Genomic DNA, 24,744 nt, shown 5'->3' with positions numbered 1-24,744 from the left:
GAAAGTGACAGATTGTCAAAGCGGGATCACCGGGCGGCGGGGCGCCGCGCGACCGCGCAACTGCTACCTTCGACGGGCCCGTGACCGCCTGCGCGCCCCGGAAGAAGCGATGACCGGACAGACCGAACAGCCGTACGTGCCAACGACTTTCCCGATCTCCATCAAGGGGGTCGTGCTCGACCCGCAGAAGCGAGTGCTGCTGCTGAAGAACGAGCGCCAGGAGTGGGAGCTGCCCGGCGGCAAACTGGAGGGCACGGAGACACCCGAGGAGCGGGTGGTCACCGAGATCCACGAGGAGAGCGGCTGGACGGCGACCGCCGGACCACTGCTCGACGTGTGGATGTACGAGCCGATCCCCGGCCGCAAGGTCTTCATCGTCACCTACGGCTGCACTCCCACCGACGCGCACCAGGCCCCGGTCGTCAGCCACGAGCACAAGGAAGCCGGCCTCTTCCACCGCGACGAGGTGCCCGGCCTGGTCATGCCGCAGGGCTACAAGGACTCCATCGCCCGCTGGTACGAACTGCGCGACCGGGCCTGACCCGTGGCCGGGATCGACCCCCACGGCGGAATCCGGTGGCACTGGACCACGCCCAGGGCCCAGGACATCCTGCGCCGCCGCGCCCTGCCAGAGATCCTCCAGCTCTACCGCGAACTCCACGCCCTGCCGCAACAGGAACTCGCGGACCTCCTCGGCTACTCCACCAGCTACGTCTCCCGCATCGAGACGGGCTCGCGCACCATCACCGACATCGGCGCACTTCGCCACATCGCCGAACGCCTCGGCCTCCCACCGCACTGCCTGGGCATCACCGACGACACCGACGCAGACCACCAACTCGTGATCCAGCTCGCCGACTCCGTGCTGCACCTGGCCGAGATCGCCCGCCAGGCCGGCCAGGCCACCACTGCCGTCGCCGAGCTGTGGCCGCTGGTCGCCCGCCTGGAGGCCCGAACTGCGGACGGCGATGCCGACCTCGACACCGTGCGCCTGCTCGCCCGGGCCCGCGTCGGCCTCGGCGTCGCGCTCGGCCACGTGCTCCCTGAGGAGCGCTTGGCCACCGCCGCCCGCTGGACCGGCAAGGGACTCAGCGTCGCCCGGAGGGTGGGCGATCCGGCGCTGCACGCACACGCACTGCGTCATCACGGCAACGAACTGCGCAAGGCCGGCCTGCACCTGCGAGCGCTGGACCGGCTCGGCCAGGCACGCGACTTCGCCCGCACCGCCACCGAACGCTCCGAGGCCGTCGTGCTGCTCGCCCGCGCCGCCGGAGCCGCTGGGAACGCCGCCGTCTTCGACGCCGCGATCGATGACGGCCGTCGGCTTCTGCACGACGTGGCACCCACGGCCCTGTTCTCCGAGTTCACCCTCCACGAGGTCCACCTCCGGGGCCTCATGGGCACCGGCAGGGTTGCCGAAGCGGTCCGGCAGCTCGACGGAGCACCGGCCGCCAGTCTCGGAGCGACCCCCCAGTGGCGGATCATCGCGGCGATCACCGCCGGCGAGGTGCTGCTGCGGAAAGGAGACCCGACGGGCGCGGCGCAACAGCTCAGCGCGGCGGTCGGTGAGGCGACCCTCCACCGCTTGCCGCACCAGCTCCAGCGCGTCGTCCGGGCCGGCCGCCGTCTGCCCGAGGTCAAGGAACAGGCGGACGGCGCCCTGGAGCGGCTGCGAGCCGAGATAGCGGCCTGATCTCCAGCCCGACGACGGGACAACGATCAACACGACGGACCACATCCCTTGAGTGGTAGGTAGGTAGCTGGACTGCGAGTCCGGTGAGCGGTGGTCACCGCCCCTTCCTCGGCGTCGGGCTCACGGCGCCGGACCCATCGGCGCCATGACGGGGACGGACTTCGTCGGAGGAAGGGTGACGATGCCGGTGAGGAGGGCGACGGCGGCGGCATGGGCGCGGCTGTGACGCCGCGAGAGCGCACGAACGATCCTGGCCTCGATGGTGCGGGCCTCGTGCAGGCTCAGCCCGACGCTGCTCGCCCCGGCCTCGCTCATCGTCCCGGTGCAGATCAGCGTGATCACGGCTCTTCCCGCCTGGTCCAGCTCGGGCACGCGGTCGGGCAGCTCGGCTCGCAGCCGCTCGGTGCCGATCAGCTTCGTCGTGATCAGGCGGACGACCAGGTGTGCGTCGTCCACGGCGCGGGCGCGTCGGCGCAGGTCGGCCAGACGGTGTCGGACCAGGTACTCCCCGGCATGGACCCGGCCGCTGATTTCGGCGATGGCCAGCCCCTCGGCGACGAGCTCGGCGATCCGCCGCTCCAGCGCGTTCAGCTCGAGCGCGGGAGCAGGTCGAGGCTCCGTCTTCGGAATGATGCTCGTGGTCGTCAGGACCCGCCGGAACCCGGCGTCCGCTGCTGCGGGTGCCTGATCGGCGGTGCACACGACCAGGAGGTCATCGGCAGTCGCTCCGAGTCGGTGGGCTGCGAGCACGTAGGCGGCGGAGCCGTTGTACGCGTCCTGGCGTACGGCGCAGGACCAGGTCGTTCCCAGCCCGACCGCTGCGACGGCATGGTCCGGATCGACCGCCATGGCAGGAAGCACCAGAGCGCACGGGACGCCGAGGGCCAGCGCTTGGTGCACCAGACGCACGACGGTCGGCGCCGCCCTGGGAGGCGTGGCCCCGGCCAGAACCTCCACCAGCGACGGCACTTCCGGGAGGCCGGCCAGCGCGCCGAGGTGGACGACCAGACCGCGGGCGGACCGCAGCATCGCGACGGCGCGCACCAGCGGGTCGGAGCGGTGGTCCGGTTCTGCCGGGGGCGCTGTCAGGGGTCCCGATACACCGGCTACTCCCTTCGTCCGGTGGTGCCTGGTGCGGCCCTGACCCGAATCGGCCGCCATGGGTGTGATGAGCTCGGCCAGGGTGTCCCCGGCCGGATCGACAAGCTGGTGCTCCAGTGCTCGGCGGACGGCGACAACGGGCTTGCGCGTGCCGAAGACACCCAGAACGGCGTCCTCGTAGAGCTCTGCCGCGCTCTCCCGGACCTCAAGCGCGCGGGCGACATCGGTCCGGTGCCCGCCCGCCGCCCAGATCCGCAGGATCAGCGTCTGCTCGTCCGTGAGGGCAGGCGTAGCGCCCACCGGGGCCGAGCGGGTGAGCAGGCCGGACTGCCACGCCCGAGCGAAGACCTGGATCCGGTTCGCCGTCTCCAACCGGTCGTACGCCTGGCGCAAGTGGTTCTTGACGGTGTCGACACTCCGTTTCATCGCCGCGCTGATCGCCGCGTTCGTCATCCCGAGACCGACCCTGTCCAACACCGCGACGAGCTCCGCGGCCGGCGCCATGGAGGCCGTTTCCGTCTGCATCAGACCGCCTTCGCCTGCTGCCGAACTCGGCTGAGCTGCACGGCCGGCCAACCGACGCCGAGGGCTCGCAGCGGCACCAGGTCGCTGAGAACGGCCGCCGCGGTCGCCTGCTCCCTCGACCGGACCCCGAGCGTCCTCAGGACGGTCTGGGTGTAGGTCTTCGCCGTGTTCACGGTCAGGCCCAGGCGCTCCGCGGTGACGGCCGCGTCCTCGCCGCCCACCAGCCCGGCAAGAACCGCGACGTGCTGAGCGGACAGTGGGTTGCCGGTGGGGTTCATCACGTGCGCGTCCTGCACCAGGCCCCACCCCGCGCCCAGAGCGGTGGCGTGGAAGCGCGACTTCGCGTCGACCTTCGTCAGCAGGGTGAGGATGGCAGCGCCGACCCTGGCCTGCTCGATTCCGGTGGCCCGGCTGATCGTCCCGTGCAGGGCGCCGCAGGCCAGCTGTTGCAGGAGGAGGACATCGGCCTCGGACAGGTCGGGCTTGGCGGGAAGGGAGGTGGGCATGGCGGATCTCCGGGAGAAGCGTGGGAGGAGGGGAGGCTACGGCCGGTCGAGGGCGGCCAGCAGCGAGGGCCCGATCCGTCGGGCGGCGTGGGGGCCGATGGTCAGGACCAGGTCTCCCCGCTGGACGAGGGAGGCGACCAGGGCCTCGGGACGCGGTTGGCCCAGACCGGGCTCGTGGCGAATCACCGTGTCGGTGGAACCGGTGTTGAGGATGCTCTCGGCGCCGTCGGCGCGGTGGTGGTGACCGGGGAACGTCGAGTGGACCGGCAGCAGTACCGTCCGGTCGGCGGCGGTCAGGGCGTCGGCGATCAGACCGGCGAGGGCGTTCGAGAGCAGGTGACCAGAGGGCTCGTACACGGCGACGACCGCTCCCTCGGTGAGCATCCGGGCGCCCTGGAGGTCGGCCTCGATCTCCTTCGGGTGTACGGCCCTGGATTCCAGAACGTCGATGCCGCCGCTCGTGCCGAGCCGGGTGAGCGACCGCTCGACGCCGGCGAACGCGCCGAGCCCGTCGACGAGTTCGTGGCCGGGGACGCCGAGCGCCCAGCCCGCGGCCCAGGCCGCCGCCACCGCCATGGCGGAGTGCGTACCGGCGACCGGCACGGTGAAGGTGTGCTGCTCGCCGGCCGCCCGGACGGTGACGCGATGGTCCTCTCCGGTCCAGAACCTCCCGAGGACCTGCACGTCCATGTCGGCGCCGCGACCGACGGTCACCACCTTCGGGCCCGGGCGGCGTCGGCGCAGCCGGTCCGCGAGCTCCTGGCATCCGGGCTGGGCGGCCCACACCACCACCGTTTCGCTCCGCCGGGCGAGTGCTTCCATGTGGTCCAGCGCCTCCTGCTGGTTCCACCAGTACGGCGGTGCAGCGTCCGCAGCGGTGACCAGCGTGACGGTCGGGTTGAGTCCCTCACCCAGGGAGCGGAAGCGCCAGCCGGGAGGCGAGACGTCGTGGCTGGAGCTGTCCGGGCAGAGGTCCACCACCAGGAGTTCTCCGCCGCCGTCGTAGCCGGCGGAGTCCCCCTTGGGCGCCTCCGCGAGGATCCACCCGGGGTCGCGGCTGGCGAGCGTGCAGGTGAGCGCGGCGGCGGCCATGGTGGTGGAGTGACTGCCGGCGACAGCGACCGTGGTCGGAGCCGTTGCGGCCAGCAGTTCGACGGCCCGCGCGTAGCCCAGGATGGGAAGGCCTCGGCCGACGGCGTGGTCCACGGCCTCGTGGACGACGGTGTTGTCCCCGCCCCAGATCAGCGAAGCCGTGCCGGAGTTGACCGCCCGGAGGCCGACACCGCACCGTTCGAGCCGCTGGAGCAGGTCGGGGTGGGAAACGGGGTGCGACGGCGAGACCGTCACCCGAGCGTGTCTCCGGGCCAGGTAGGAGGCCAGGCCTGCCACGCCGGGGGTGTGGGGGTCGAGGAGGTGGACGGCCGAGAGGAGGTCGGGCAGCGGCAGGGGAAGTCGGGGTGCCCCTGCGCTCTTGGCGGTGGCGGTCGTCTTCACGCCGCCTCCGTCAGAGCGAGTTCGTCGTCGGCCAGTTGGACGAGGCGGAAGGCGATCTCGCCCAGGTGGTCCGTCCTCGCGCACACCACGGCGAGCATCGAGCCGTCGGCGGCGCCGACCAGGAGCAGGGTCCGGCCGGAGCGGTCCTCGATCACGCTGTGCCCCCAGGGGCTGGACTCGGCGTCGTGGCGGCCGATGATCTCGGTGCCGTGGTTGCTCACGGCGTTGAGGGCCGCCATCACGGCGGCCCAATGGTCCGCTTCATCGCGGTCGACGCCGGGGGAGGCACCGAGCACAAGCCCCTCGGGGCTGACGTGGATGGCGGCCAGGACGTCGGCGGTGCTGACGAGGTCGTTGACGACGGTGCTGAGGATGCGCGGGTTCATGGCAGGTCTCCGCAGATGAGCGGGTGGATTCGGGCCCGGCCGACTTGATGCGGTCGGGCGACGGGAGCTCAGAATGCCTGCGAGGGGCGGGACATGATCAGACCCTGGCTGGACGTCTTGGGACGTCCTCGGTATCGTCCTGAGATCTCATTACGTCCCAAGACGTCCCATCCGGGAGTGCCATGGCGAACGAACGCCTTCGGTCGGCGCTGGTCGTCCGTGGGGTCACCGAGCAGGAACTGGCAGAGCACTGCGGTGTCGATGCCAAGACGGTGGAGCGCTGGATCCTCAAGAGCCGCGAACCGTACCGGCGGCACCGCCAGGCGGCGGCGGCCAAGTTGCAGACCGACGAGGACTACCTGTGGCCGGACGCGAAGTCCGAGACACAGCGCCTGGACGAGGCCGACGCCGAGATCGTCCACGTCTATCCTCACCGTTCCTCCGTACCGCCGGAGTTGTGGCTACAGTTCGCCCAGCGTGCCTCGACCGACATCGGCGTGCTCGTCCATGCCGGCGTCCACCTCGCCGAGAACCCGCGCTGGCACCGGATCCTCACCGGACGGGCCCAGGCGGGAGTCCGGGTCCGTCTGCTGCTCGGTGATCCGGAGAGCTCAGAGGTCGCGCGTCGGGGCGAGGAGGAGGAGCTTGGCGAGGGCGTTGCGTACAAGGTACGCGAGGTCATCAAGCTCTACCGGCCGCTCTACGGAGCGCCCGGCATCGAGTTCCGGACGCACCGATCGACTCTGCACAACTCCCTGTACTGGTTCGACGACGAGATGCTGGTGAACACCCAGATCTACGGGGTGAGCGCGCCGCTCACCCCGGTGCTCCACCTGCGCCGTGTTGCCGGCGCCCAGCTGGTCTCGACCTACCGGCAGAGCTTCGAGAAGGTCTGGGCCGGTGCCGTTCCGCTACTGAGGCAGGAATCGTGAGCCGTACCGACTACTTCGATGATCCGAAGGCCCCGAAGGCCCAGCGGATCGTGCCCGCGGTCACCGCGTTCGTGGTGAACGAGCGCGGCGAACTCCTGTTGGAGCGGCGCTCCGACAACGGCCGTTGGGGAATGCCCGGTGGGGTCCTTGAGATCGGCGAGAACCTTCCGGGGGCTGTCGTGCGCGAGGTGCGGGAGGAGACCGGCATCGAGGTCGAAGTCACCGGCCTTGTCGGCACGTACAGCGACCCCGGACACGTGGTCGAGTTCTCCGACGGGGAAGTGCGCCAGGAGTTCTCCTTGTGCTTCCGGGCAAGGCCGGTCGGCGGCCGGCTCGCCGCAAGCTCCGAGTCCTTCGACGTCCGATGGGTACCACGAGCGGAACTCGAAGGGCTGGACATCGCCCCGACGACCAGACTTCGACTGGACCACGGCTTTCGCAACGAGGAAGCCCCGCACCTCGGTTGACTCAGGCGTCGCCGGACTCGGCCAGCCGCTTCGCGACCCGGTCGACCATGGCGAGCAACGCCGGGCGGGACGCGGAGACGGCGCGGTGGACGACGTGACCGGTGCCGTACCGGCGAAGGACTTCGTCGAGCCTGGACACCGGGTCGACCAGGGCGCCGTCGGGGCCGCTGGTGAGGTCGCAGTACGTGATCGCGTCCAGCAGGTCTGGCGCCGGCCGGCGAAAGTCCGCGAGCGCGGCCGACAGGCCCAGCTCGGCTGCCTCCCACTCCGACGAGGAGTGGTAGGCGACGAGCGAGCAGACCTCGGCATCGACGCCGATCCGGCGCAGATACCGGGCGCCGTCGATCATGTGCTGGCCGGTGTCGACTGCCGAGGGCGCGTACCCGACGTCGTGAAGGATCGCGGCGATGCGCACCACCTCCTCGTCGGCCCCGAGTACCGGCGCGAGTACTCCGGCCTGTTCGAAGACCCGGCAGGAGTGCGCCCAGCGCAGGGGGATGTCCGAGAGCAGCGATTCGGCGGTCCGGTACGCGAGGCTCAGGTTCATCGCTCAAGGCTAGGCGACGCGGGGCACCGGTTCGCGCGCGCTGGTGCAAACCGCTCGACGATGAAGGATTCGGCCCTCTGGGCCCATGCACCGCCGCAAGGTGGCCGGCACACGCCGACGTTCGGGCGCCGGTCCGAGTTCGGCGAGAGGTCAGGACGTGTCCCGGACACCTCAGCGCTGCGGCCCGGGGCCGTTCACAGGTGGCAGCGCCGGGACGCGTCCGGCTGCTGAAGGTCACATGGCGGCGGCGAGCGGGGTCGTGGTCAGCTCGCTGATGCTCTCGGCGGCCTTGCGGGTGTGGTAGATCAGCGGACGGAGGTCGGTGGGCATCCCGACGGAGCGTCTGAGCAGCAGGACGGCGCCCATGATGGAGTCGTGCCAGTGGACCGGCGCGGCGACGGAGTCCCAGCCGGGCATGCACTCCTGGCGGCCGACGCCGAAGCCGAGCCGGCGGATCTCGTCGAGGGTCGCGCTGAGCGCGTCGTTGTCGCGGATGACCCCGGGGCCGGCGGTGGGCGGAACGTCTTCGGCGAGGACGAGGTCCTGGATGGGCTGAGGCAGGTAGGCGAGAATGACGCGCCCGGAGGCCCCGGTACGCAGGGAGCGCGACACGGAGACGACGTCCGCCGCAGACATCCCGACTTCGGCCGGGTCCATGTCGCCGATGACGTAGTCGGTGCAGAGCCGCTTCGCGCCACCGAACGGGGAGAGGACGTAGAGCAGGGCGAGGCCGCCGGTTGCCTGGTGCAGGCGTTCGAGGATGCCGTGGGTCGAGGCGGCGCCCGGCGAGTGCGCCATGGCCTGGACGCCGGCGCGGGCGGTGCCGGTACCGAGGCGGTAGCGGCCGCGGCCGACCTGCTCGAAGACGCCGTCGCCGACGCCGGTCTGGAGGATGCGGTGGGTGGTGGCGTCGTCGAGGCCGGCGGCGGTCGCGATGGTTCGGAGCGCGTGCACGTCGCCGGGGAGCCGGGTGAAGGCCTGCTGGACGGCGAAGGCGCGGGCTGCGAGGGAGGAGGGTGGTTTGTTCGGCGTGGCGTCCTGGCGTTGCCCGGGCACGGTGTCGGTCGCCGACGAGGTGGTGATCTTCATTGAGGGTTCCGGGGGGTTGTCGCGCCGCTCGGCGGCGCGAGGGGCTGCGTCCCGCGACAACCCGTCAGGAGCGGGTACGCGAAGCGGGCAGAGGCCGGCTGATCAGCGGTCGATGTCGAGGACGACCTTGCCCGCGGTGAGGCGGGTGGCGAGGTCGTGGTGGGCCTGGCGGGCCTGTCCGAGCTTGTAGACCGGTCCGTTGAGCGGCTTGAGCCAGCCGTCGGCGACGGCCGCGAACAGCGCGGACATCGAGTCCTTGAGGTGGGTGCGCGAGGGGTAGAGGTTCGGGAGCCAGAAGCCACTGACGGCCTTGGACCCGGCAAGCAGGCTGGTGATGGGCACGAGGCCCTCAACCCCGGTGACGGCACCGAAGACGGACATCCTGCCGCGCGGGGTGAGCGCGGCGAGGGTGGCGTGGAAGACGTCGCCGCCGGTCATCTCCAGGGCGGCGGAAACGGGGCCGCCCGCCGCGTCGAGGATCCGCTCAGTGAGGCCCTCCGCGGTCGAGGAGTCGACGACGGTGTCCGCACCCAGCTCGACGGCGGTGCGCCGCTTGGCTTCGCTGGAGGCCATGGCGACGACCTTCGCACCCGCGTGCTTGGCGAGCTGTACGGCGAGGCAGCCGACACCGCCGGCGGCGGCCGGGACCAAGAGGGTGTCCTCGGCGGTCACCCGCAGGTCGGTGAAGAGCAGGTGCCACGCGGTGTTGCCCTGGAGCGTAAGGGCGACGGCGTCGTGGTCGGCCACGCCGTCCGGCACCTCGAAGGCGAGCTTGCGGTGGACGACCGCGGTCTCGGCGTAGCCGCCGCCGCGGCTGAGCGCGACGTAGCGGCGCCCGTCCTCGGTGCTGCCCAGGACTTCGTTGCCCGGGATGAACGGGGCGGGCATGGGGGCCGGGTACGTGCCTTCGCGCAGGTGGACGTCGGCGTAGTTGACGCCGGCCAGCCGGGTGCGGAGTCGAAGGTGGCCGGGGCGGTCGCCCGGCTCGGGCATCTCGGTCAGCTCCAGAACCTCGGGGCCGCCGAACTCCCGCACGGCTATTGCGCGCATCTTGTTCAACCCTAAATGTTGTATGTCCGCTTCTCGACGAGGCGCCTTCTCCGGCTGCCTCGGACAGCGAATATACCTGCCGCAGGAATGCGATTCTCGATGGTGCATATAGGGGTGAAGGTTGACGGACGACAGCGAGTGGTATCCGTCACGTGACTCTGGGTTGCCGAAATCGACTGCTCGCTTACCGTGAGGAGTCATGGTCGTAGGGCATGTGGTGCCTGGGTGATCGCTTGCGGAGCGTCGCCGAGGTGGTGTCGGAAGATCGTTTCTCAGTCTCCGAAAAGGCAGCATATCTACTCGCGTAGATATCTGTAATTTATTGACCCCTATCCTGGTCGATCCTTAATGTCGCCTTGGCGGTATCGACTTCCAGAGATCGCTTGATAGGGAATCACATAATGAGGATTCAGATGAATCAGGACTCCATCGGCGGCCGGGGGAGTGAGTGTGGCCCGCCTGATGGGCGACCGGGTGATCACCATGAGTGAGGTGAGTCTCTCTTCCTGACTGTGACACCCGGTGGTCTGAGAACAGGGTGGACCTGTGGGCCAGAGTGGCCCTATGGTGCTGCTCCCGCCGCACAGTGCGCAGATGGATGAGAGGGCGACGACACCAAGGGTGCCGTCCGAGCCCTGAAATGAGACCGGCGTCCTGGAGCTACCAACTCCGGACGCCGGGTCCGACACCCCGAAGGGCGTCGGTTCACTACCACGCGCGCGGCGGGACTTCTTCGCACGAGGACCGCCGCGCGTGCTCCTACGAAGCACGGAGTATCGCATGCCTGCCGCACGCAGCGGAACCCCAGCCTGCCGCCCGGATGCCGGCGTGATGCCTCGCCTTGGCACCAGGCTCGGGGACATGATCCCGGGCGCCGCCTGGCCCCGCCTGCACCTCGCCGACGGAGTCCGTGCGGACGACACGGTTCGGGGCTGCTGACATGGCGCGAATACGAGCGATCAAGCCCGAGACCTGGGTGAGCGAGACGCTCGCCGAGGTGGCCATCCCCGCCGTGATCACGTTTCTCGGCATGGCGAACCACGCCGACGACCACGGTCGCCACCGCGACAACGCGGCGATCGTCTACGGCCTCGTCTGGCCAATGCGCGAGGAGATCACCCGCGCTGACGTCGAGGACCACCTCCAGCAGCTCGCCTCCGCTGGCGCGATCTGCCGCTACACCGGCTGCGACGGCCGCCGGTACTTCCACTACCCGACGTGGCGCAAGCACCAGAAGATCGACAAGCCGTCACTCAGCCGCCTTCCCGCGTGCCCGCACTGCGAGCCGGAGCGGTGCGGCGTCTGCAAGGGCCCCTGCATCCAGCAGGCCGCCCTCGCCGGCACCCCGGGGTCCGGAGCTGAGGCCGCGGTGAGTGCTCCCCGAGTGTTCGGCGAAACCTCGGCGAACACTCCGGCAGCCGTCCAGCACCCGCACGAGCACCTCCCGGCGCCCGCCGGGCAGACGGCTGCGGGTGCCGCCGAAGCAGTCGCCCCGGTGATCGAGGCGGAGCGCAAGCCGGTTCCGGCTCCCCGGAAAACCGCAGGTCAGACGGCAATCGTCGAAGCCTCCCCGAAGGTTCGTCGAACCCTCCCGGAGTCCTCGGCGCCTGGATCTAGGATCTTGGATCCTGGATCTTTCCCTACGGGGCGACAGGCGCCCGACGCGGACACCGTCTCGGCCGGCCAGCTGATCGGCGAGTACGTCGCCGCGTGCAGCCAGCGTCCGCCGGGCAGCGTGCTCGGCCACCTCGGCAAGGTCGTCAAGACCCTGCTGGGCGAGGGCATCGCCGCCGAGCACGTCCGTTCCGGGCTGCAGCGGTTCGCCGAGATCCAGGGTCACCCGTCCCGGCTGCCGAGCCTGGTCAACGACGCCATGAACGCACGAGGCACCGATTTGGCGCGGCCGGGATTCCGGCCTACTGAGCCCGCTCACCAGGCGTGGACCAACCCGGTCGACGCCGTCGCCGCCTACGCCGAGGAGCTGTGATGCGCACCCGCCGTGACCCGCAGACCCTCGCCGAGGCGCCCTCGGTGCTCGACCGGATGGCCCGCATCCTTGCGTCCCGGGGCATCGAGCCGCACGTGGTCGACTCCCTCCCGGACGAGGTGGAGCCGTACTCGGCGGAGGAGGCGCTGTCTGCAGGGCTGCCGCCGCGCTACCGCGACGCGGTCGCCACGAACCCGCAGGTCCTGGCCTGGGTTCGGCAGGTGGCCGCCGAGGCCACCGCCCCGAGCCTCGGTGCCCGCCGCCAGGTCGCCACCGGCCCCAGCCTGCTGATGGCCGGAGTCGTCGGCGCCGGGAAGACCCACGAGGCGTACGGCGCCGTGCGCCGCCTGGTCGAGGCCGGCATCGGTGTGCGGTGGCGCGCCACCACCGCCGCGGACCTCTACGCCGAACTGCGACCGAGTTCGGACACGGATGCCGAGCGGGTCCTTGCCGCCTACAGCCGGGTTCCGCTGCTGATCCTCGACGACCTCGGCGCCGCCAAGAGCTCCGAGTTCGTCGAAGAGCAGACCTACCGGCTGATCAACCGCCGCTACAACAGCCTGCTTCCGACCTTGATCACCAGCAACCTGCCGATCAAGGACCTGCGCACCTGCCTCGGTGACCGCGTCACCTCCCGGCTCGCCCAGATGACCACCCGGGTCGCCTTCGAGCCGGTCGACCGCAGACGCCTCCAGCGCGCCGCCTGAGCCGCCGCCGCGCCCGGCCGCCCACGGCGAGCCGCCCACCCTTCACCGACCCAGCGCACCTCTCCGCTGACGCCGCCCTGCGCGCGGAGAGCGATCGGAGCAACCCCGCATGACCACCACGACCCGCCCTGTCCGCCACCGCGCACTCGGCGACCAGACCTGGCAGGACCAGGCCGTCTGCACCCCGACCGAGTACACCCCCGTCGACCCCGAGGTGTTCTTCCCCGGTCCGGAGGACACGGCCGCGATCACCACCGCCAAGGCGCTGTGCGCCCAGTGCCCGGTCGCCCGCGCCTGCCTGGACGCCGCGCTGGAGACGGGCGACACCCACGGCATCCGGGGCGGCCTCACCGAGGAGGAGCGCGAACCCCTGCACACCAGGCTCAACGACCGCCTCGACTACAGCCGGGTCAACGCCGTGCTGGCCGGACGGGACATCCACGTCACCAAGGCGGAGCGCCGCGCCGTCGTCCTCGCCGGATACCGGCAGGACGTGCCGGTCGAGCGCCTCGCCTGGCTCCTCAAGATCAGCCCGGAGCACGCCCTCAAGCTCTACCGCGAGACCCGCCGCGCGATCCGTCACCGCCAGATCGCCGAACAGGCCACCCGCACGGTCTCGGCCGACCAGGGCGCCGCCGACCAACTGGACCGCGACGACTTCGGGACGGCCGCATGAGCACCACCACCGCGACCACCCCGAACTCCGCGCACGTCACCGGCTGGGACCGGGCCGTCGTCATCGCCCTCGGCGGCGCGGGCTGCGCGCTCAGCTACGACGCGCTGCAGCAGATGGCCGTGGCCATCCACGTGCGGGGCCTGCTCACCTTCGTGTTCCCGTTCGTGATCGACGGTTTCATCGCCTACGGGGTGCGCGCTCTGCTCGTGATGCGGGACGCTCCGCTGCGGGCCCGCGCCTACGTGTGGCTGCTCTTCGGCACGGCCACCGGGGCGAGCCTGTGGGCCAACGCCCTGCACGCCGTGCGGCTCAACGAGCAGAGCGCCACCGCCGGCCTGCGGCTCGGCGACTCGGTGGTCGCGGTGCTCTCCACGATCGCCCCGCTCGCCCTGGCTGGCGCCGTCCACCTCTACATCCTCATCGCCCGCGGACCGGTTAGCCCCGTTGACCGAGGGGCCGAGGCCGACCGAGGTCAGGTCACTCCTGACCTGACCGAGGTCACCCTTGGCCGAGGTCAGGTCAGCGTCGAGGCCGGACTGACCGAGCGGCTGGCAGCGCTGACCGGCGGTCAGGACAGCGGAGGTCGCCCCGGTGCGGAGCTGCCGGTCAGCCGCCCGGTCACCGCATCAGGCGATCAGCCGCTGCTGACCCCGGTCAGCGCGGTCAGTCTGACCAAGCCCTCTGACCTGAGCGGTCACCCGGTCAACGGCCGACAGGTCACTGACCGACCGGCGAACAACAGGCCGGTCACCACCGCGACGGTCAGCCCCGCCGAGGCCACCGACCCGCCGGTCAGGACCCCGGTCACCGACCCGCCGGTCACTGACCGGGACACTGACCGCCGTCCTGACCTGGACACCGACGACCTGCTGGCCATCGCCCGGCAGGCCGCGCCGGAGAACGGCAGGCTGACCCGCAAGGTGGTCGCCGAGGCGATCCGAGGTCAGAAGATCCCCCTGTCCAGCGCCACGCTGACCGAACTGATGGCCCAGCTCCGACCGCAGCCCGGTCAGCCGGTCACCGCCGACCGGAACTGACCGACACCCGAGCGCCGGGGTGACCGACCAGATCACCCCGGCCGGTCACCCACCCGCACCACCGCCGAACGGGAGCACCCCACCATGCGCACCACCCCCGCCACCTGGGCCGAGGCGGACTCCTGGCTCGCCGTCCTCACCCAGCACGGCCACCTCCACCGCGTCGAAACCGGCCCGGACGGTACCCGCAGCATCCAGCGCGGCCGGCACTCCCGCCCCTGGACCCTTCACCACCCCGTCCTCGCCCTCGACTTCATCGAAGAACTCCTCCTCGACATCCGCCAGCGCGACACCGAGGCCAGCCGATGACCGCACCCGGCCACGACAGCACCACACAGGTACGGGAGAGCGACCCCAACACCGCCCCTGGCGGAGCAAGTTGTGGGGTAAGCGATGCTTACCCCGCCCGCGCCCCGAAGGGGGCACGGGCACCCCGATCGTCGGCAGACCCAGGGGGGCCTGCCGACAACCGGGGAGTCGACTCGGGGGAGCCGACCGGGACAGACACACCGACCGCTCCCGCTCCCGAGCGCGCCGCCTCCCGACGCCGCCGCCCCCGCCACGCCACCCAGCGCCGCACCTGTGTGAGCCTGCGTTTCAGCGAACCGGAGTGGGCCGCCGTCCGGAAGGCCGCCGACCACGCCGACCTCGCCCCCGGCGGCTTCTGCGCCGCCGCCACCCTGGCCGCCGCCACCAGCACCGACCCGGGCGCCGCCATCGCCGACTACCGCCGCGGAATCCAGGAACTCATGGAGTCCAACCGCCAGCTCGCCGCCATCGGCAACAACGTCAACCAGGTGGCCCACTTCCTCAACGCCGGCGGCCAACCGGCCACCGACCTCCGCCAGCTCCTGCACCGCGTCGAAGCCTCCATCGCAGCGGTCGACGAAGCCGTCGCCTGGATGGTCCGCCGGTGATCCCCAAGATCCGCACCGGCACCGGCGGCACCTACGGCCTCATCCATTACCTCTACGGACCGGGCCGCCGCGACGAACACACCGACCAGCACCTCGTGGCGAGCTGGAACGACTTCGCCCCCGACCCCGGCCGCAACCCCCACCACACCATCGCCCAGCTCGCCGCCCAACTCGACCAGCCCGTCAAAGCCATCGCAGGCCGTGCCCCCGCCGACACCATCTGGCACTGCTCGGTTCGCGCCGACCCCGGCGACCGCCACCTCGACGACAACGACTGGGCGAACATCGCCCGCCGCGTCGTCCACGCCACCGGCATCGCCCCCGAAGGCGACACCACCGGCTGCCGCTGGGTCGCCGTCCGCCACGCCGACGACCACATCCACATCGCCGCCACCCTCGTCCGCCAGGACGGCCGACTCGCCAACCTCTCCTTCGACCGCCGCAAGGCCCAGGCCGAAGCCCGCCTCATCGAGAAGGAGTACGGCCTGCGCCAGCTCAACCCCGGCGACGGCACCGCCGCCAAGAACCCCACCAGCGCCGAGCGCTTCAAGGCCGAACGCTCCGGCCGCACCGAGACCCCGCGCGAAACCCTGCGCGAAGCCGTCCGCCAGGCCGTCGCCGGAGCCGACAACGAGGAGGAGTTCTTCACCCGCCTGCGCGAGGCCGGCCTGCGGGTGAAGCTCCGCCATCTGCCGTCCGGTGACCTCACCGGCTACAACGTCGCCTTGCCCGGCGACCGCAACCGCGCCGGTGAGCCCATCTGGTTCTCCGGGTCCAAACTCGCACCCGATCTCTCCCTGCCCCGCATCCGCCTTCGCCTCGACAGCGCATCCACCGCCGGCACCACGAAACCGGGCAGCCACCCGGCCCGCACCGGACGCTCCACTCCCGCGCGGAGCCGCCGGGACGCCGTCGGCGCCGCCGAGCACGCCGCCGCCGTTCTCGACCAGGACGACGACGATGCCGCCGCCGCCCACCTCGTCGGTGCCGGAGAGATCCTCGACGCCCTCGCGCAAACCTCCCCGGCCGCCACCCGCGCCGAACTGCGGGAAGCCGCCCGCGCCTTCGAGCGCGCCACCCGCAGCCACGTCCGCGCCGAGAACGCCGACATCCGGGCCCTGCGCTCGGCCGCCCGCGGAATCGTCCACGCCGGCAGCGCCCTCGGCCGGGGCGAGGACGGCGGCGCCACGGCCATGGTCCTGTCCACCTTCGTCCTGGTCACCCTTGCAGCCGCCCGCTGGCACTCCGCGAGGGGTCACGCCCAGCAGGCCGCCGCCTCCCGCCAGGCCGCCGACCACCTGCGCTCCGCCTACCGGCAGGCCGCAGCCACCCCCATGCGAACGATGCGCGAGATCGGCCGCGCCCTCCCGGAGGGCGAGCGCCGCCGCCACGACACGACCATCCGCACCGTGCTCGGCGACACGGCCACCCCGAAGGGGCCGTCCCGCGAGCACGACGCCCTGGCGGCCGTCCTCGCGGAAGCCGAGGCGGCCGGCCACGACCCCAGGGCCCTCTTGGAGAAGGCCGCCGACTGGCGGGAGCTGGAGACCGCCCGCAACACCGCCGACGTCCTCGTCTGGCGCATCCGCCGCCTCGCCGACCTGCCCGCCAACCCCGAGCACCCTCGCACCCGCACGTCCCCCGGCACCCAGACACGGACCGGAGCAGCACAGGCGCGCACCGCGCCCCAGCCCGTGACCGACCCGCACCGCCCGGCACCGCGCCGCTGAGCCGACAGCCCGCAGCCTTCCCGGAACCCCTCGACACCTGCTTCCACCAGGTGTTACGGAAGTACCCGAGCACCACGAACGGAGAGCCCGTGACCAGAACCACCGAGCACACCAACACCGCCCCGGCCTCGATCACCACCCCGGTCCCGGTCGGCTCCGACCCGCTCCTGCAGCTGGAGTACGAGACCCAGATCCCCAGCGGTCCGGCGGCCGTCCGCGGTCTGCTGCACCCGGCCGAACTCGCGCTGCTCGGCATGCCGGTGACGTGCTCCGCCTGCCGGGCCCGCCGCGACTGGCTGCTGCTCAACCACCGCGGCAACGTCTGGGTGCGGTGCCGCTGCGGGAACGAGTGGCTGGAGCCGGAGATCACCCGCAAGGACTTCGACGCGATGATCGCCAACCCGACCTGGACCCACCACCCCGGCACCGACGCCGCGCGGGTGGCCCTCGGCTTCGACGGTACCTTCGCCGGCATCTACCTGGCTTAGAGCGTGCAGCGAGAAGGACCGCCACCGACATCGGTGGCGGTCCTTCTCGTTCTGGTCAGCATCCTTAGAGGGCGTTTGATCTCGCGAGTTCCATGATGTCCGGTTCAGGTGCCTCGCCAGGTGGGTGTTGATTCGCCGGTGAGACGGCGGGTCATGTTGTCGATCATCGCGAGGTGGATCATCGCCTCGGAGCGGGCGGGCAGGGCTTCATAGTCACGGACCAGGCGCCGGTGGAGCATGAGCCAGCCGAAGGTTCGCTCCACGCACCAACGTCGAGGCAGGACGGCGAATCCCCTGGTCGTGGGGTCGCGGTGGACGATTTCCATGTCGATGCCGAGGGCGGCGGCGTGCTCGACGAGGTACTGGCGGTAGCCGCCGTCGACCCAGGCCTTGCTGATCGTGGGGTGGTCGGCGGCGGCCCGGTTCAGCAGTTGGGTGCCGGCGACGGAGTCCTGCACGCTGGCGGCCGTGACGAGTACGGCGAGCAGAAGGCCGAGGGTGTCGGTGATGATGCTGCGTTTCCTGCCGACGATCTTCTTGGCGGCGTCGGTGCCCTGGGTGGCGGCGGGCACGGTGGGCGCGGTCTTCACGCTCTGGGCGTCGATCACGCACGCGCTCGGCTCGGCGGTCCGTCCGCCGGCGGTGCGAACTCGTCGCCGCAGCAGGCCGCTGAGCTGCTCGAACACGCCGTCGCGCTGCCACTTGGCGAAGTAGCCGTAGACGGTGGCCCAGGGCGGGTACTCGTGCGGGAGGTAGCGCCACGGAATCCCGGTCCGGTCGACGTACAGGATCGCGTCGAGGATGTCCCGCAAGTCGTGCTCGGGTGGGCGCCCGATGTCCAGTGCCCTGCCCCGGCGTTCGGCCCGCCAGGCGGTCAGGACGGGCTCGACCAGTGCCCACCGGGCGTCGGACAGGTCGCTCGGGTACGGCTTCCGCGGCGTCATGTCTATGGCGTACCGCTGCGGGCGGTCTTGGGCCAGAGCTCTGGCCGGAGGCCGGCGTGCGACGACGGGAACCGGGCGCCTTGGGATGAGACAGGAGCAACACGGATAGGTCGGGCGTGCTGGTCACACCAGCACGCCCGACCCTCACACACGCCTCGTCAGCCACTCCGGGAACCGGCCGATCGGGGACCGAAATCCCCACACCTCAGCCCGTGTGAGGAGCAAACGCCCTCTTAGTGGGCGTTTCGTTCCTGGTTGTCGAGGTCAAGTTCCGCGCCAGGTGGGGGTGGTTTCGCCGGTGAGGCGGCGGGTCATGAGGCTGATCATCGCGACGTGGATCATGGCTTCGGATCTGGCGGGGAGGGCTTCGTAGTCGCGGGCGAGGCGGCGGTGGTTCATCAGCCAGCCCAGGGTGCGTTCGACGATCCAGCGGTGGGGCTGGACGGCGAACCCTTTGGTTGCGGGGTCGCGAAGGACGATCTCGAGGTCGATGCCGAGGGTGGCGCCGTGTTCGATGACGGCGTTCTTGTAGCCCATGTCGGCCCAGGCCTTGCGGATGGTGGGGTGGTCGGCCGCCACCCAGGTCAGCAGCTGTCGGCCGGCGGTGCCATCGTGCACGCTCGCGGCGGTGACCAGCACGGCCAGCAGCAGGCCGAGGGTGTCGGTGACGAGTTCGCGGTGGCCCGGGAGGGCGACATCGCCCCGGCCCCGCGCTCGGTCACCTCCGCCACCACTGCCGCCGTTCCCACCGCCGGAATGACCGCCTTTAACCTGGTCGAAGAGACCCGGATCAGCGAAGGACAGCGGGTGCTGATCGTCGGCGCGACCGGGGGCGTCGGGACATTCGCTACCCAGCTCGCGGCCGGCACGGGTGCGGAGGTGATCGCCACCGCCCGGCCGGCCGCGGCCGAGCTGATGAGGAATCTGGGCGCCGCCGAGACTGTGGACCACACGGCGGGCTCGGTCGCCGAACAGGTACTCGCGTCCCACCCCGAGGGAGTGGACGTACTCATCGACCTGGCTAGCGACGCGAAGGCCTTCGCGGACATGACCCGGGCGGTCCGCGACGGCGGTGTCGCCGTGTCGGTCATCGGTTCGGCCGACAACGATGTCCTCACCAAGGACGACGTGCGCGGCTTCCACTTCGTCAACCGGCCATCCCCGCAGATCCTGGAGATGGTCGCTGGCCATGTGGACGCGGGCCGTCTGACAGTCCTCATCCAGCTCGAAGTTCCCTTGGAGAAGGCCCCCGAGGCCCTCGCAGCCAGCCGTACAGGACATGCCCAGGGGAAGACGGTCATCACCGTCTGAGCAGCGACTCGCCAGGCTGCAGGCAGCGACGTTGCGGTCTGGGAGCTCTTGGCCAGATTGCTCGGCCAGGAGCTCCCAGGCCCCAACTGCTTCACAACGACCACGTTGTCCCATGGTCGGGTTGGGGGCCGGCAGGTACAAGATCGGCAGCCTGAGCTCGACTACGCAGAGCAAACGGCTGCGGCGGCCAGCAGCCGCAGGTGGCCGCCAGCGGGGATTGGTATCTGGCCGTCCCTGGGGAAATCCTCCTGGCCGCTGTCAGGCAACCCCCTCGACCGCCGCTGTCAGAAGGAGCGCGGCCAGGTCCGGGAACCATCCAAAGGAGCCCCTGACCGTGCGGGTGACTTTGGGTCGACCACTCGGTTGACGGCGGCCAGGGGTGACCGGAACGGTGGTGCCAGCCGCCGGGGTGCTCCGGCCGGGCCGGAGCACCCCGGCGGCTGCAGCAGCGCCTGCGGGCCGGGTGCGGGGCTGTCGGCTTCGCGCATGCCTACCCGCAGGCCGTGCGCGCCTGGCAGACGCGAATCCGTTCGAGCGGTGAGGCCCTACAGCCTGCTCTCATTGGGCACATAGCCATCGACAGTCCAGCCCGGGCCCAGATCCTTCCACCTGATGTAGAACGTGGACCCTGAGGTCCCGCCGGCGTCTTCGTTGTCGTAGTTGTCCTTGCTCTCAAGCTGGATCGAGTAACCGAGATACCCGCCGTCGTCGCGCTTCCGCGGGTCTCCTCCCTCGACCGTGTTCGGCTTCACGGCATGCCCGATAGCGTGATCGAAGGTGACGGTCAGTGTGCATGGCCTGATGATGGACCAGCGCTCGGTCCCCACCTGGCTTTCCCCGGTGACCGTGAAAAGCACGTCGTCGAACCCGAGCTGCAGGTTGCCGCTCTCGGGTCGGCTGTAGCCCACCTGCGTACCGGCGCGCCCCTGTTTGAACTCCACCAGGCTGCCGCGGAAGCCGGCGAGTTGAAGATCCAGCTTGTCGGCCTGAACGCGCACTCGCTGTTCCGTGTGCCCCTTGCCGGCTTCCACCCTGATCTCGATCTCGCTGAGGTCACCGAATTGGTCCGCCTTGGGAATGGTGATCTCGGCTTTGTTGCCGCTCACGGTAACTGTCGGTTCGGCCATCATGGCTCCTTCGTCGGCAGATTCAACCCGTAGCGACCGGGCTGCCTGCCCAGCCGCTACGAGACGCGGTCGTGCAGGCTCAGAGGTCTGCGTCTCGATCCTTTATTGATCGCCACGGATTCATGCGTGCCTTCGGTCGGACTCACCCGATCGAGTGCACGCGTCACTCGGTTCACACTTCGGTGACGGCTGTCGTGCCGATCCGGCCTAGAGAGGCAGGTGGACCGTCGCTCGCGACAAGTCGCGTGCCAAATCGCACGGTCACCCCCTGTAGTCGGAACCCGCTCTGTGGCCATCTACCTCTTCCCAAGGCCAACTATCGATTCCGGTGTGCGACACGAGGTCGCACCAAGTAAGTAAGGACAGTCACGTGAAGGAGGTATCGATCGGCTGAACTTCGGGCCAGTGTCCAAGGCCCGTCCCCGCGCTCCCATGCGTCGCTGGCAACGGCGGGGTGTGAAGCGGAGCGTTCAAGTCCAAGAGCACCTCGGCCATCGAGGAGCCACAGGCGAGGGGAAGGCCGGACGGGCGAACGAGAGTGAACCCCTGATGATGCCCCGTGATCGATAAGGCCGCGCGATGGCAAGCAAACGGCGGTCACAGGACCCGGTGCTGCGAGGCACCAAGCGACCTCCGGGCAACTGGACCCGGTGGGTGGGCACCGCTGGTCCCGAGGTAGAGGGGGCGCCCACCCCGGCCGCGTCTTACTGGTGCGGAACGTGGAAACCCCGTCGGGGTCCAGGCGAGAAGCCTGGTAGGCCGACCGCAAGGAGAGCCGAACTCCCCGGCGGGAGAAGGATGATCCAAGAAGCGAAAGCCGGTGGGCCGAAAGGCCAGAGGAAACCAGTGAGCGGGGCCTTCACCCGCCCACCGCATAACTCGCCGGATACGGGCCCTGGTGGCCTGGCCCGAAAGGGCGCCCACGTGGATCGGGTGAGCCTTTGAGGTCACCACTGCAAGGACGTCAGAACCGAAGGACAAGTTAGGTACTGGAGGCGCAACATGAGAGGAAGGCCCTTGGCCGAGTCCTCAGCGTCTGCGGTGAACGGACCGGAGGACGACAGCCTCGACTGGCACGGCATCGACTGGGCCGAGTGCGAGGAGAACGTACGGCGACTGAGGCAGCGGATCTTCAAGGCGACGCAGGACGGGGACCTGAAGAAGGTCCGCAACTTGCAGAAGCTCATACTGCGAAGCCGCAGCAACACGCTGGTCAGCGTGAAGCGGGTGACGCAGCAGAGCAGTGGTCGCAAGACCGCCGGCATCGACGGGGAGCGAGCCCTCACCCCAGCGGCGAGAGGCAAGCTGGCGACCGAGATCCATCGGTCCTCCCAGCCCTGGAAAGCCAGGCCGGTCAAGCGAGTGTTCATCCCGAAGAGCAACGGCAAGCAGCGACCGCTCGGCATCCCGGTCATCCGTGACCGAGTGCTCCAGGCCCGCGTGAAGAACGCGCTGGAGCCCGAGTGGGAGGCGCGGTTCGAGCCGAGGTCGTACGGCTTCCGGCCCGGCCGCAGCTGTCAGGACGCGATCGGAGCGATCTTCTGGACGGTGAAGGGCAAGGCCCCGAAGCGTCCGTGGGTCCTGGACGCGGACCTGGCGGCGGCGTTCGACCGCATCGACCACGACCACCTGATGACCTCCATCGGGCAGTTCCCCGCCAGGGACCTGATCCGCGGGTGGTTGAAGGCGGGCGTGATCGACCGCGGCCGGTTCGCACCGACCGAGGAGGGAACTCCCCAAGGCGGTGTGATCAGCCCGCTGCTGATGAACGTTGCTCTGCACGGACTGGAACAGGCCGCCGGGTGCCGATACGCGGTGCGGTCCGGGCGCGAGCCCGGCGCGGCACCGGGCACTCCGGTGCTGGTGAGGTATGCCGACGACTTCATCGTGCTCTGCCACGAAGAAGCCGAGGTGCACCAGGTCAGAGCCCGGCTGGAGGACTGGCTGGAGCCGAGGGGCCTTCGCTTCAACGAGGAGAAGACCAGGGTCGTCCATCTCGAAGATGGGTTCGACTTCCTCGGGTTCACCGTCCGCCGCACGGGCGGCAAGCTGATCATCAAGCCGAGCACGGCGGCCTGCAAGAGGCTCCGGGCGCGGTTGCGGACCGAGGTGAAGGCCCTGCACGGGACCAACGCCGAGGCCGTACTGCGCAGGCTGATCCCGATCGTTCGCGGTTGGGCGGCCTACTACCGGGCGGTGGCGTCCACGACAACGTTCTCGTCGCTGGACAACTACATGTGGCGGCTGACCTTCAAGTGGGCCAGACGTCGTCACCGCAACAAGCCGGGTTACTGGGTCGTGGCCCGGTACTTCGGCCAGTTCCACCCGTCCAGGCGGGACCGGTGGGTCTTCGGCGACCGCGACAGCGGCGCCTTCCTGCCCAAGTTCGCCTGGACCGGCATCGTCCGCCACCAGCTCGTCAAGGGCGGAGCGTCCCCGGACGACCCGGCCCTGATCGAGTACTGGCGGGATCGCCGTCGACGGAAGGCGCCGCCGCCAATGGACAAGACCAGTCTTGTTCTGGCGGCTCGGCAGCAGGGGCTGTGTCCCCTCTGCAAGCAGGCGCTGATCGCCGGGGCCGAGTACGAACCGGACAGCCCACGCGAGTGGATCAACTGGTTCGCGGCCTCGAAGAAGATGCTTCACAAGCACCACTTCACCTACCGGCGAGACGGCGGCACGGACGAGCGGAACAACCTCCGCCTCGTGCACTCCGAATGCCACCGCCAGCACCACGCAGGCGACGGCAAACGGACCACATAACCCTGCTGGCCTGCGAAGCCCTTGGGGCTTGCTTGAGCCGGATGCAGTTAACGCTGCACGTCCGGTTCTGAGGGGGCCGGGTCACGGCAACGTGACCCGGCTACCCGACCACACCGGACCAGTGGGTACGAAGGCGGAGACGACCAGGTCACCGGGGCGGATCTCGTCCGCGCGGACGACCCGCATGGCTGGGCTGGCGAGGACGCGGAGGACGGCGCGGTGTTCGGTGGCGGCGGTGATGACGAGTGGGTGCAGGGCGATGTGGTGGGTGTTCGCGGAGGTGTCCCTTCGTTGGCCTGCGGTTTCGGCGGACCCGTACTTTGACATGTTGCGTCCCGAAGTTGGTAGTCCTTTTCGGGACCGGTGATCTGCCGTGGGCGAACCGGAAGGGAATGGATCGGAGTCTCGGAGTGCTGAAACGAGGTTGCGGCGCGGGGTCGTACGGGGTCGGAGGGGGACGAAGGCATTGGTGCCGAGCAGAGGCCGGGACATGGCGGTGCTGGAGCGCAAGATCCGCAGTGCGGGTCGGGCGTGGACGATGGGCGACGTCGCGATGATCGCCGACGGCCAGTGGGCCGTCGCCGCGGGCCGGGTCGAGCGCGAGCAGGCCGTGGCGGTCGAGGAGCGGCTGGCGGACGGCCGGCGGGTGGAGCTGACCCTGGAGGAACTGGCCCGCGTGGTGGGCACCGACCCCGGCGCCCACCACGACAGGGCCGAGGACTGACCGCCGCCTACCGCCGGTTCGCCACCAGCTGGGCCGGGGTGGCGGCCGGCGGGGCGGGCCGGTCGACGGATGGCCCGAGGGGGGCAGGCGCCCGCGAGGTGCGAGCGGTGGCGGCCCGGACCCGTTCGGCGTCCGGGCTGCCTTCGGCGTTGAATGCGTGCTCGCGGGCATCGACCACGTGGCGGATCATCTGGCCGGCCGTGTTGCTCTCGGCGTGGGCCACACGCAGGGCGCTCGCCGAGGCGGTGATCCGGTCTAGGTCGTAGAAGGCCGGGACGTGGCCGGGCCGGGTGAGGGTGTGAAGCCGCTCCTGGTGCACGGCGATGGAGTTGGACACGACGACGAGGTGGGCCCGGTGGTGCATGGCCGACCGCAGCATCGGGTCCGTGGCGACCAAACGGGATGCGGACTTCTCCAGGTCGGCGATCGGCCGCCCCCAGGCTTTCTCGATCATCGCGTCCGCGCAGTCGAGGGCGGTGGCGTCGGGCACGGTGTTCTCCGGTGTGCTGGTGGGGCGTCAGCGGGCGGTACGGGCGACCGGTA

26 protein-coding genes and 1 pseudogene are annotated in these 24,744 nt (G+C 70.4%); 15 read left to right on the top strand and 12 right to left on the bottom strand.

The genetic code is table 11. From position 1 onward, the window contains the following. Positions 1 to 109 precede the first annotated feature (109 nt). Entirely contained in the window at positions 110 to 541 is a 432-nt protein-coding gene (locus ACZ7KX_RS30500) for an NUDIX hydrolase (RefSeq protein ID WP_470329278.1), read from the top strand. Positions 542 to 544: 3 nt separating this feature from the next. Beyond that, positions 545 to 1,693 carry a helix-turn-helix domain-containing protein gene (locus tag ACZ7KX_RS30495; RefSeq protein ID WP_470329277.1) on the top strand — a complete coding sequence of 383 codons (1,149 nt, stop codon included), beginning with the start codon at positions 545 to 547 and terminating at the stop codon, positions 1,691 to 1,693. A gap of 120 nt (positions 1,694 to 1,813) precedes the next feature. Here the strand turns inward: ACZ7KX_RS30495 and ACZ7KX_RS30490 are convergent, their stop codons facing one another. From ACZ7KX_RS30490 to ACZ7KX_RS30475, 4 genes are read right to left on the bottom strand one after another with little or no spacing between them, the layout of a single operon-like run. Next, positions 1,814 to 3,319, bottom strand: a complete 1,506-nt coding sequence (locus ACZ7KX_RS30490; protein ID WP_470329276.1) for a response regulator transcription factor — start codon at positions 3,317 to 3,319, stop codon at positions 1,814 to 1,816. Beyond that, complete coding sequence (locus tag ACZ7KX_RS30485) at positions 3,319 to 3,825, bottom strand: helix-turn-helix transcriptional regulator (protein WP_470329275.1); 507 nt, start codon at positions 3,823 to 3,825, stop codon at positions 3,319 to 3,321. Before ACZ7KX_RS30485 ends, ACZ7KX_RS30490 begins: the two co-directional genes overlap by 1 nt. Before the next feature lie 36 nt (positions 3,826 to 3,861). Then, positions 3,862 to 5,319, bottom strand: coding sequence for a Mur ligase domain-containing protein (locus ACZ7KX_RS30480; RefSeq protein WP_470329274.1), 1,458 nt, complete (start codon positions 5,317 to 5,319; stop codon positions 3,862 to 3,864). Then, entirely contained in the window at positions 5,316 to 5,705 is a 390-nt protein-coding gene (locus ACZ7KX_RS30475; protein ID WP_470329273.1) for a roadblock/LC7 domain-containing protein, read from the bottom strand. The genes ACZ7KX_RS30480 and ACZ7KX_RS30475 overlap by 4 nt, the downstream gene beginning before the upstream one ends. A 182-nt stretch (positions 5,706 to 5,887) precedes the next feature. Between ACZ7KX_RS30475 and ACZ7KX_RS30470 the strand changes: the two genes are divergently transcribed. Together ACZ7KX_RS30470 and ACZ7KX_RS30465 are read left to right on the top strand one after the other, a co-directional pair. Next, positions 5,888 to 6,637: a helix-turn-helix domain-containing protein gene (locus tag ACZ7KX_RS30470; RefSeq protein WP_470329272.1), complete on the top strand. Its 750-nt coding sequence runs from the start codon at positions 5,888 to 5,890 to the stop codon at positions 6,635 to 6,637. Further along, positions 6,634 to 7,104, top strand: coding sequence for an NUDIX domain-containing protein (locus ACZ7KX_RS30465; protein ID WP_470329271.1), 471 nt, complete (start codon positions 6,634 to 6,636; stop codon positions 7,102 to 7,104). Before ACZ7KX_RS30470 ends, ACZ7KX_RS30465 begins: the two co-directional genes overlap by 4 nt. 1 nt (position 7,105) lies before the next feature. Here the strand turns inward: ACZ7KX_RS30465 and ACZ7KX_RS30460 are convergent, their stop codons facing one another. From ACZ7KX_RS30460 to ACZ7KX_RS30450, 3 genes are all read right to left on the bottom strand, one after another. After that, positions 7,106 to 7,651, bottom strand: coding sequence for an HD domain-containing protein (locus ACZ7KX_RS30460; RefSeq protein ID WP_470329270.1), 546 nt, complete (start codon positions 7,649 to 7,651; stop codon positions 7,106 to 7,108). Between the two features lie 234 nt (positions 7,652 to 7,885). Beyond that, the gene (locus ACZ7KX_RS30455; protein ID WP_470329269.1) at positions 7,886 to 8,740 is read right to left on the bottom strand and encodes an IclR family transcriptional regulator; all 855 of its coding nucleotides are present in this window, start codon (positions 8,738 to 8,740) and stop codon (positions 7,886 to 7,888) included. Between the two features lie 102 nt (positions 8,741 to 8,842). After that, on the bottom strand, positions 8,843 to 9,790 hold the full coding sequence (locus ACZ7KX_RS30450; protein WP_470329268.1) for a quinone oxidoreductase family protein: 948 nt from the start codon (positions 9,788 to 9,790) through the stop codon (positions 8,843 to 8,845). 940 nt (positions 9,791 to 10,730) lie between these two features. On the opposite strand from ACZ7KX_RS30450, the gene ACZ7KX_RS30445 reads away from it, so the two are divergent. The 8 genes from ACZ7KX_RS30445 (at position 10,731) to ACZ7KX_RS30410 (ending at position 17,332) form a co-directional block, all read left to right on the top strand. Further along, the gene (locus ACZ7KX_RS30445; RefSeq protein WP_470329267.1) at positions 10,731 to 11,777 is read left to right on the top strand and encodes a hypothetical protein; all 1,047 of its coding nucleotides are present in this window, start codon (positions 10,731 to 10,733) and stop codon (positions 11,775 to 11,777) included. Next, entirely contained in the window at positions 11,777 to 12,484 is a 708-nt protein-coding gene (locus tag ACZ7KX_RS30440) for an ATP-binding protein (RefSeq protein WP_470329266.1), read from the top strand. The genes ACZ7KX_RS30445 and ACZ7KX_RS30440 overlap by 1 nt, the downstream gene beginning before the upstream one ends. Positions 12,485 to 12,593: 109 nt before the next feature. Beyond that, positions 12,594 to 13,160: a WhiB family transcriptional regulator gene (locus ACZ7KX_RS30435; RefSeq protein WP_470329265.1), complete on the top strand. Its 567-nt coding sequence runs from the start codon at positions 12,594 to 12,596 to the stop codon at positions 13,158 to 13,160. Continuing rightward, on the top strand, positions 13,157 to 14,197 hold the full coding sequence (locus ACZ7KX_RS30430; protein WP_470329264.1) for a DUF2637 domain-containing protein: 1,041 nt from the start codon (positions 13,157 to 13,159) through the stop codon (positions 14,195 to 14,197). The genes ACZ7KX_RS30435 and ACZ7KX_RS30430 overlap by 4 nt, the downstream gene beginning before the upstream one ends. Positions 14,198 to 14,281: 84 nt before the next feature. Beyond that, positions 14,282 to 14,506, top strand: a complete 225-nt coding sequence (locus ACZ7KX_RS30425; protein WP_470329263.1) for a hypothetical protein — start codon at positions 14,282 to 14,284, stop codon at positions 14,504 to 14,506. Between the two features lie 275 nt (positions 14,507 to 14,781). After that, the gene (locus ACZ7KX_RS30420; RefSeq protein WP_470329262.1) at positions 14,782 to 15,114 is read left to right on the top strand and encodes a MobC family plasmid mobilization relaxosome protein; all 333 of its coding nucleotides are present in this window, start codon (positions 14,782 to 14,784) and stop codon (positions 15,112 to 15,114) included. Beyond that, a complete protein-coding gene (locus ACZ7KX_RS30415) occupies positions 15,111 to 16,844 on the top strand; it encodes a relaxase/mobilization nuclease domain-containing protein (protein ID WP_470329261.1) in 1,734 nt (577 codons plus the stop codon). The genes ACZ7KX_RS30420 and ACZ7KX_RS30415 overlap by 4 nt, the downstream gene beginning before the upstream one ends. Before the next feature lie 89 nt (positions 16,845 to 16,933). Continuing rightward, entirely contained in the window at positions 16,934 to 17,332 is a 399-nt protein-coding gene (locus ACZ7KX_RS30410) for a hypothetical protein (protein WP_470329260.1), read from the top strand. 104 nt (positions 17,333 to 17,436) lie between these two features. On the opposite strand, the gene ACZ7KX_RS30405 is transcribed toward ACZ7KX_RS30410, so the two are convergent. Beyond that, entirely contained in the window at positions 17,437 to 18,276 is an 840-nt protein-coding gene (locus tag ACZ7KX_RS30405) for an IS5 family transposase (RefSeq protein ID WP_470329259.1), read from the bottom strand. A gap of 264 nt (positions 18,277 to 18,540) precedes the next feature. Further along, positions 18,541 to 18,954, bottom strand: a pseudogene (locus ACZ7KX_RS30400) (transposase); the annotation flags it as partial. Here ACZ7KX_RS30400 and ACZ7KX_RS30395 point away from each other — a divergent pair. After that, a complete protein-coding gene (locus ACZ7KX_RS30395) occupies positions 18,841 to 19,587 on the top strand; it encodes a zinc-binding dehydrogenase (RefSeq protein WP_470329352.1) in 747 nt (248 codons plus the stop codon). The pseudogene ACZ7KX_RS30400 and the gene ACZ7KX_RS30395 sit on opposite strands and share 114 nt — an antisense overlap. Before the next feature lie 545 nt (positions 19,588 to 20,132). On the opposite strand, the gene ACZ7KX_RS30390 is transcribed toward ACZ7KX_RS30395, so the two are convergent. Beyond that, entirely contained in the window at positions 20,133 to 20,717 is a 585-nt protein-coding gene (locus ACZ7KX_RS30390) for a hypothetical protein (RefSeq protein WP_470329258.1), read from the bottom strand. A gap of 999 nt (positions 20,718 to 21,716) precedes the next feature. Between ACZ7KX_RS30390 and ltrA the strand changes: the two genes are divergently transcribed. After that, the gene (ltrA, locus tag ACZ7KX_RS30385) at positions 21,717 to 23,477 is read left to right on the top strand and encodes a group II intron reverse transcriptase/maturase (RefSeq protein WP_470329257.1); all 1,761 of its coding nucleotides are present in this window, start codon (positions 21,717 to 21,719) and stop codon (positions 23,475 to 23,477) included. 81 nt (positions 23,478 to 23,558) lie between these two features. Here ltrA and ACZ7KX_RS30380 read toward each other — a convergent pair whose 3' ends face one another. Beyond that, a complete protein-coding gene (locus tag ACZ7KX_RS30380) occupies positions 23,559 to 23,804 on the bottom strand; it encodes a hypothetical protein (protein WP_470329256.1) in 246 nt (81 codons plus the stop codon). Positions 23,805 to 23,946: 142 nt separating this feature from the next. On the opposite strand from ACZ7KX_RS30380, the gene ACZ7KX_RS30375 reads away from it, so the two are divergent. Beyond that, positions 23,947 to 24,201: a hypothetical protein gene (locus ACZ7KX_RS30375; RefSeq protein ID WP_470329255.1), complete on the top strand. Its 255-nt coding sequence runs from the start codon at positions 23,947 to 23,949 to the stop codon at positions 24,199 to 24,201. Between the two features lie 7 nt (positions 24,202 to 24,208). Here ACZ7KX_RS30375 and ACZ7KX_RS30370 read toward each other — a convergent pair whose 3' ends face one another. Beyond that, the gene (locus tag ACZ7KX_RS30370; protein WP_470329254.1) at positions 24,209 to 24,691 is read right to left on the bottom strand and encodes a hypothetical protein; all 483 of its coding nucleotides are present in this window, start codon (positions 24,689 to 24,691) and stop codon (positions 24,209 to 24,211) included. Positions 24,692 to 24,744: the final 53 nt, after the last annotated feature.

It is taken from the genome of Kitasatospora sp. NPDC038210 (genome assembly GCF_055600605.1).
This window is presented reverse-complemented; position numbering and strand designations above follow the sequence as displayed.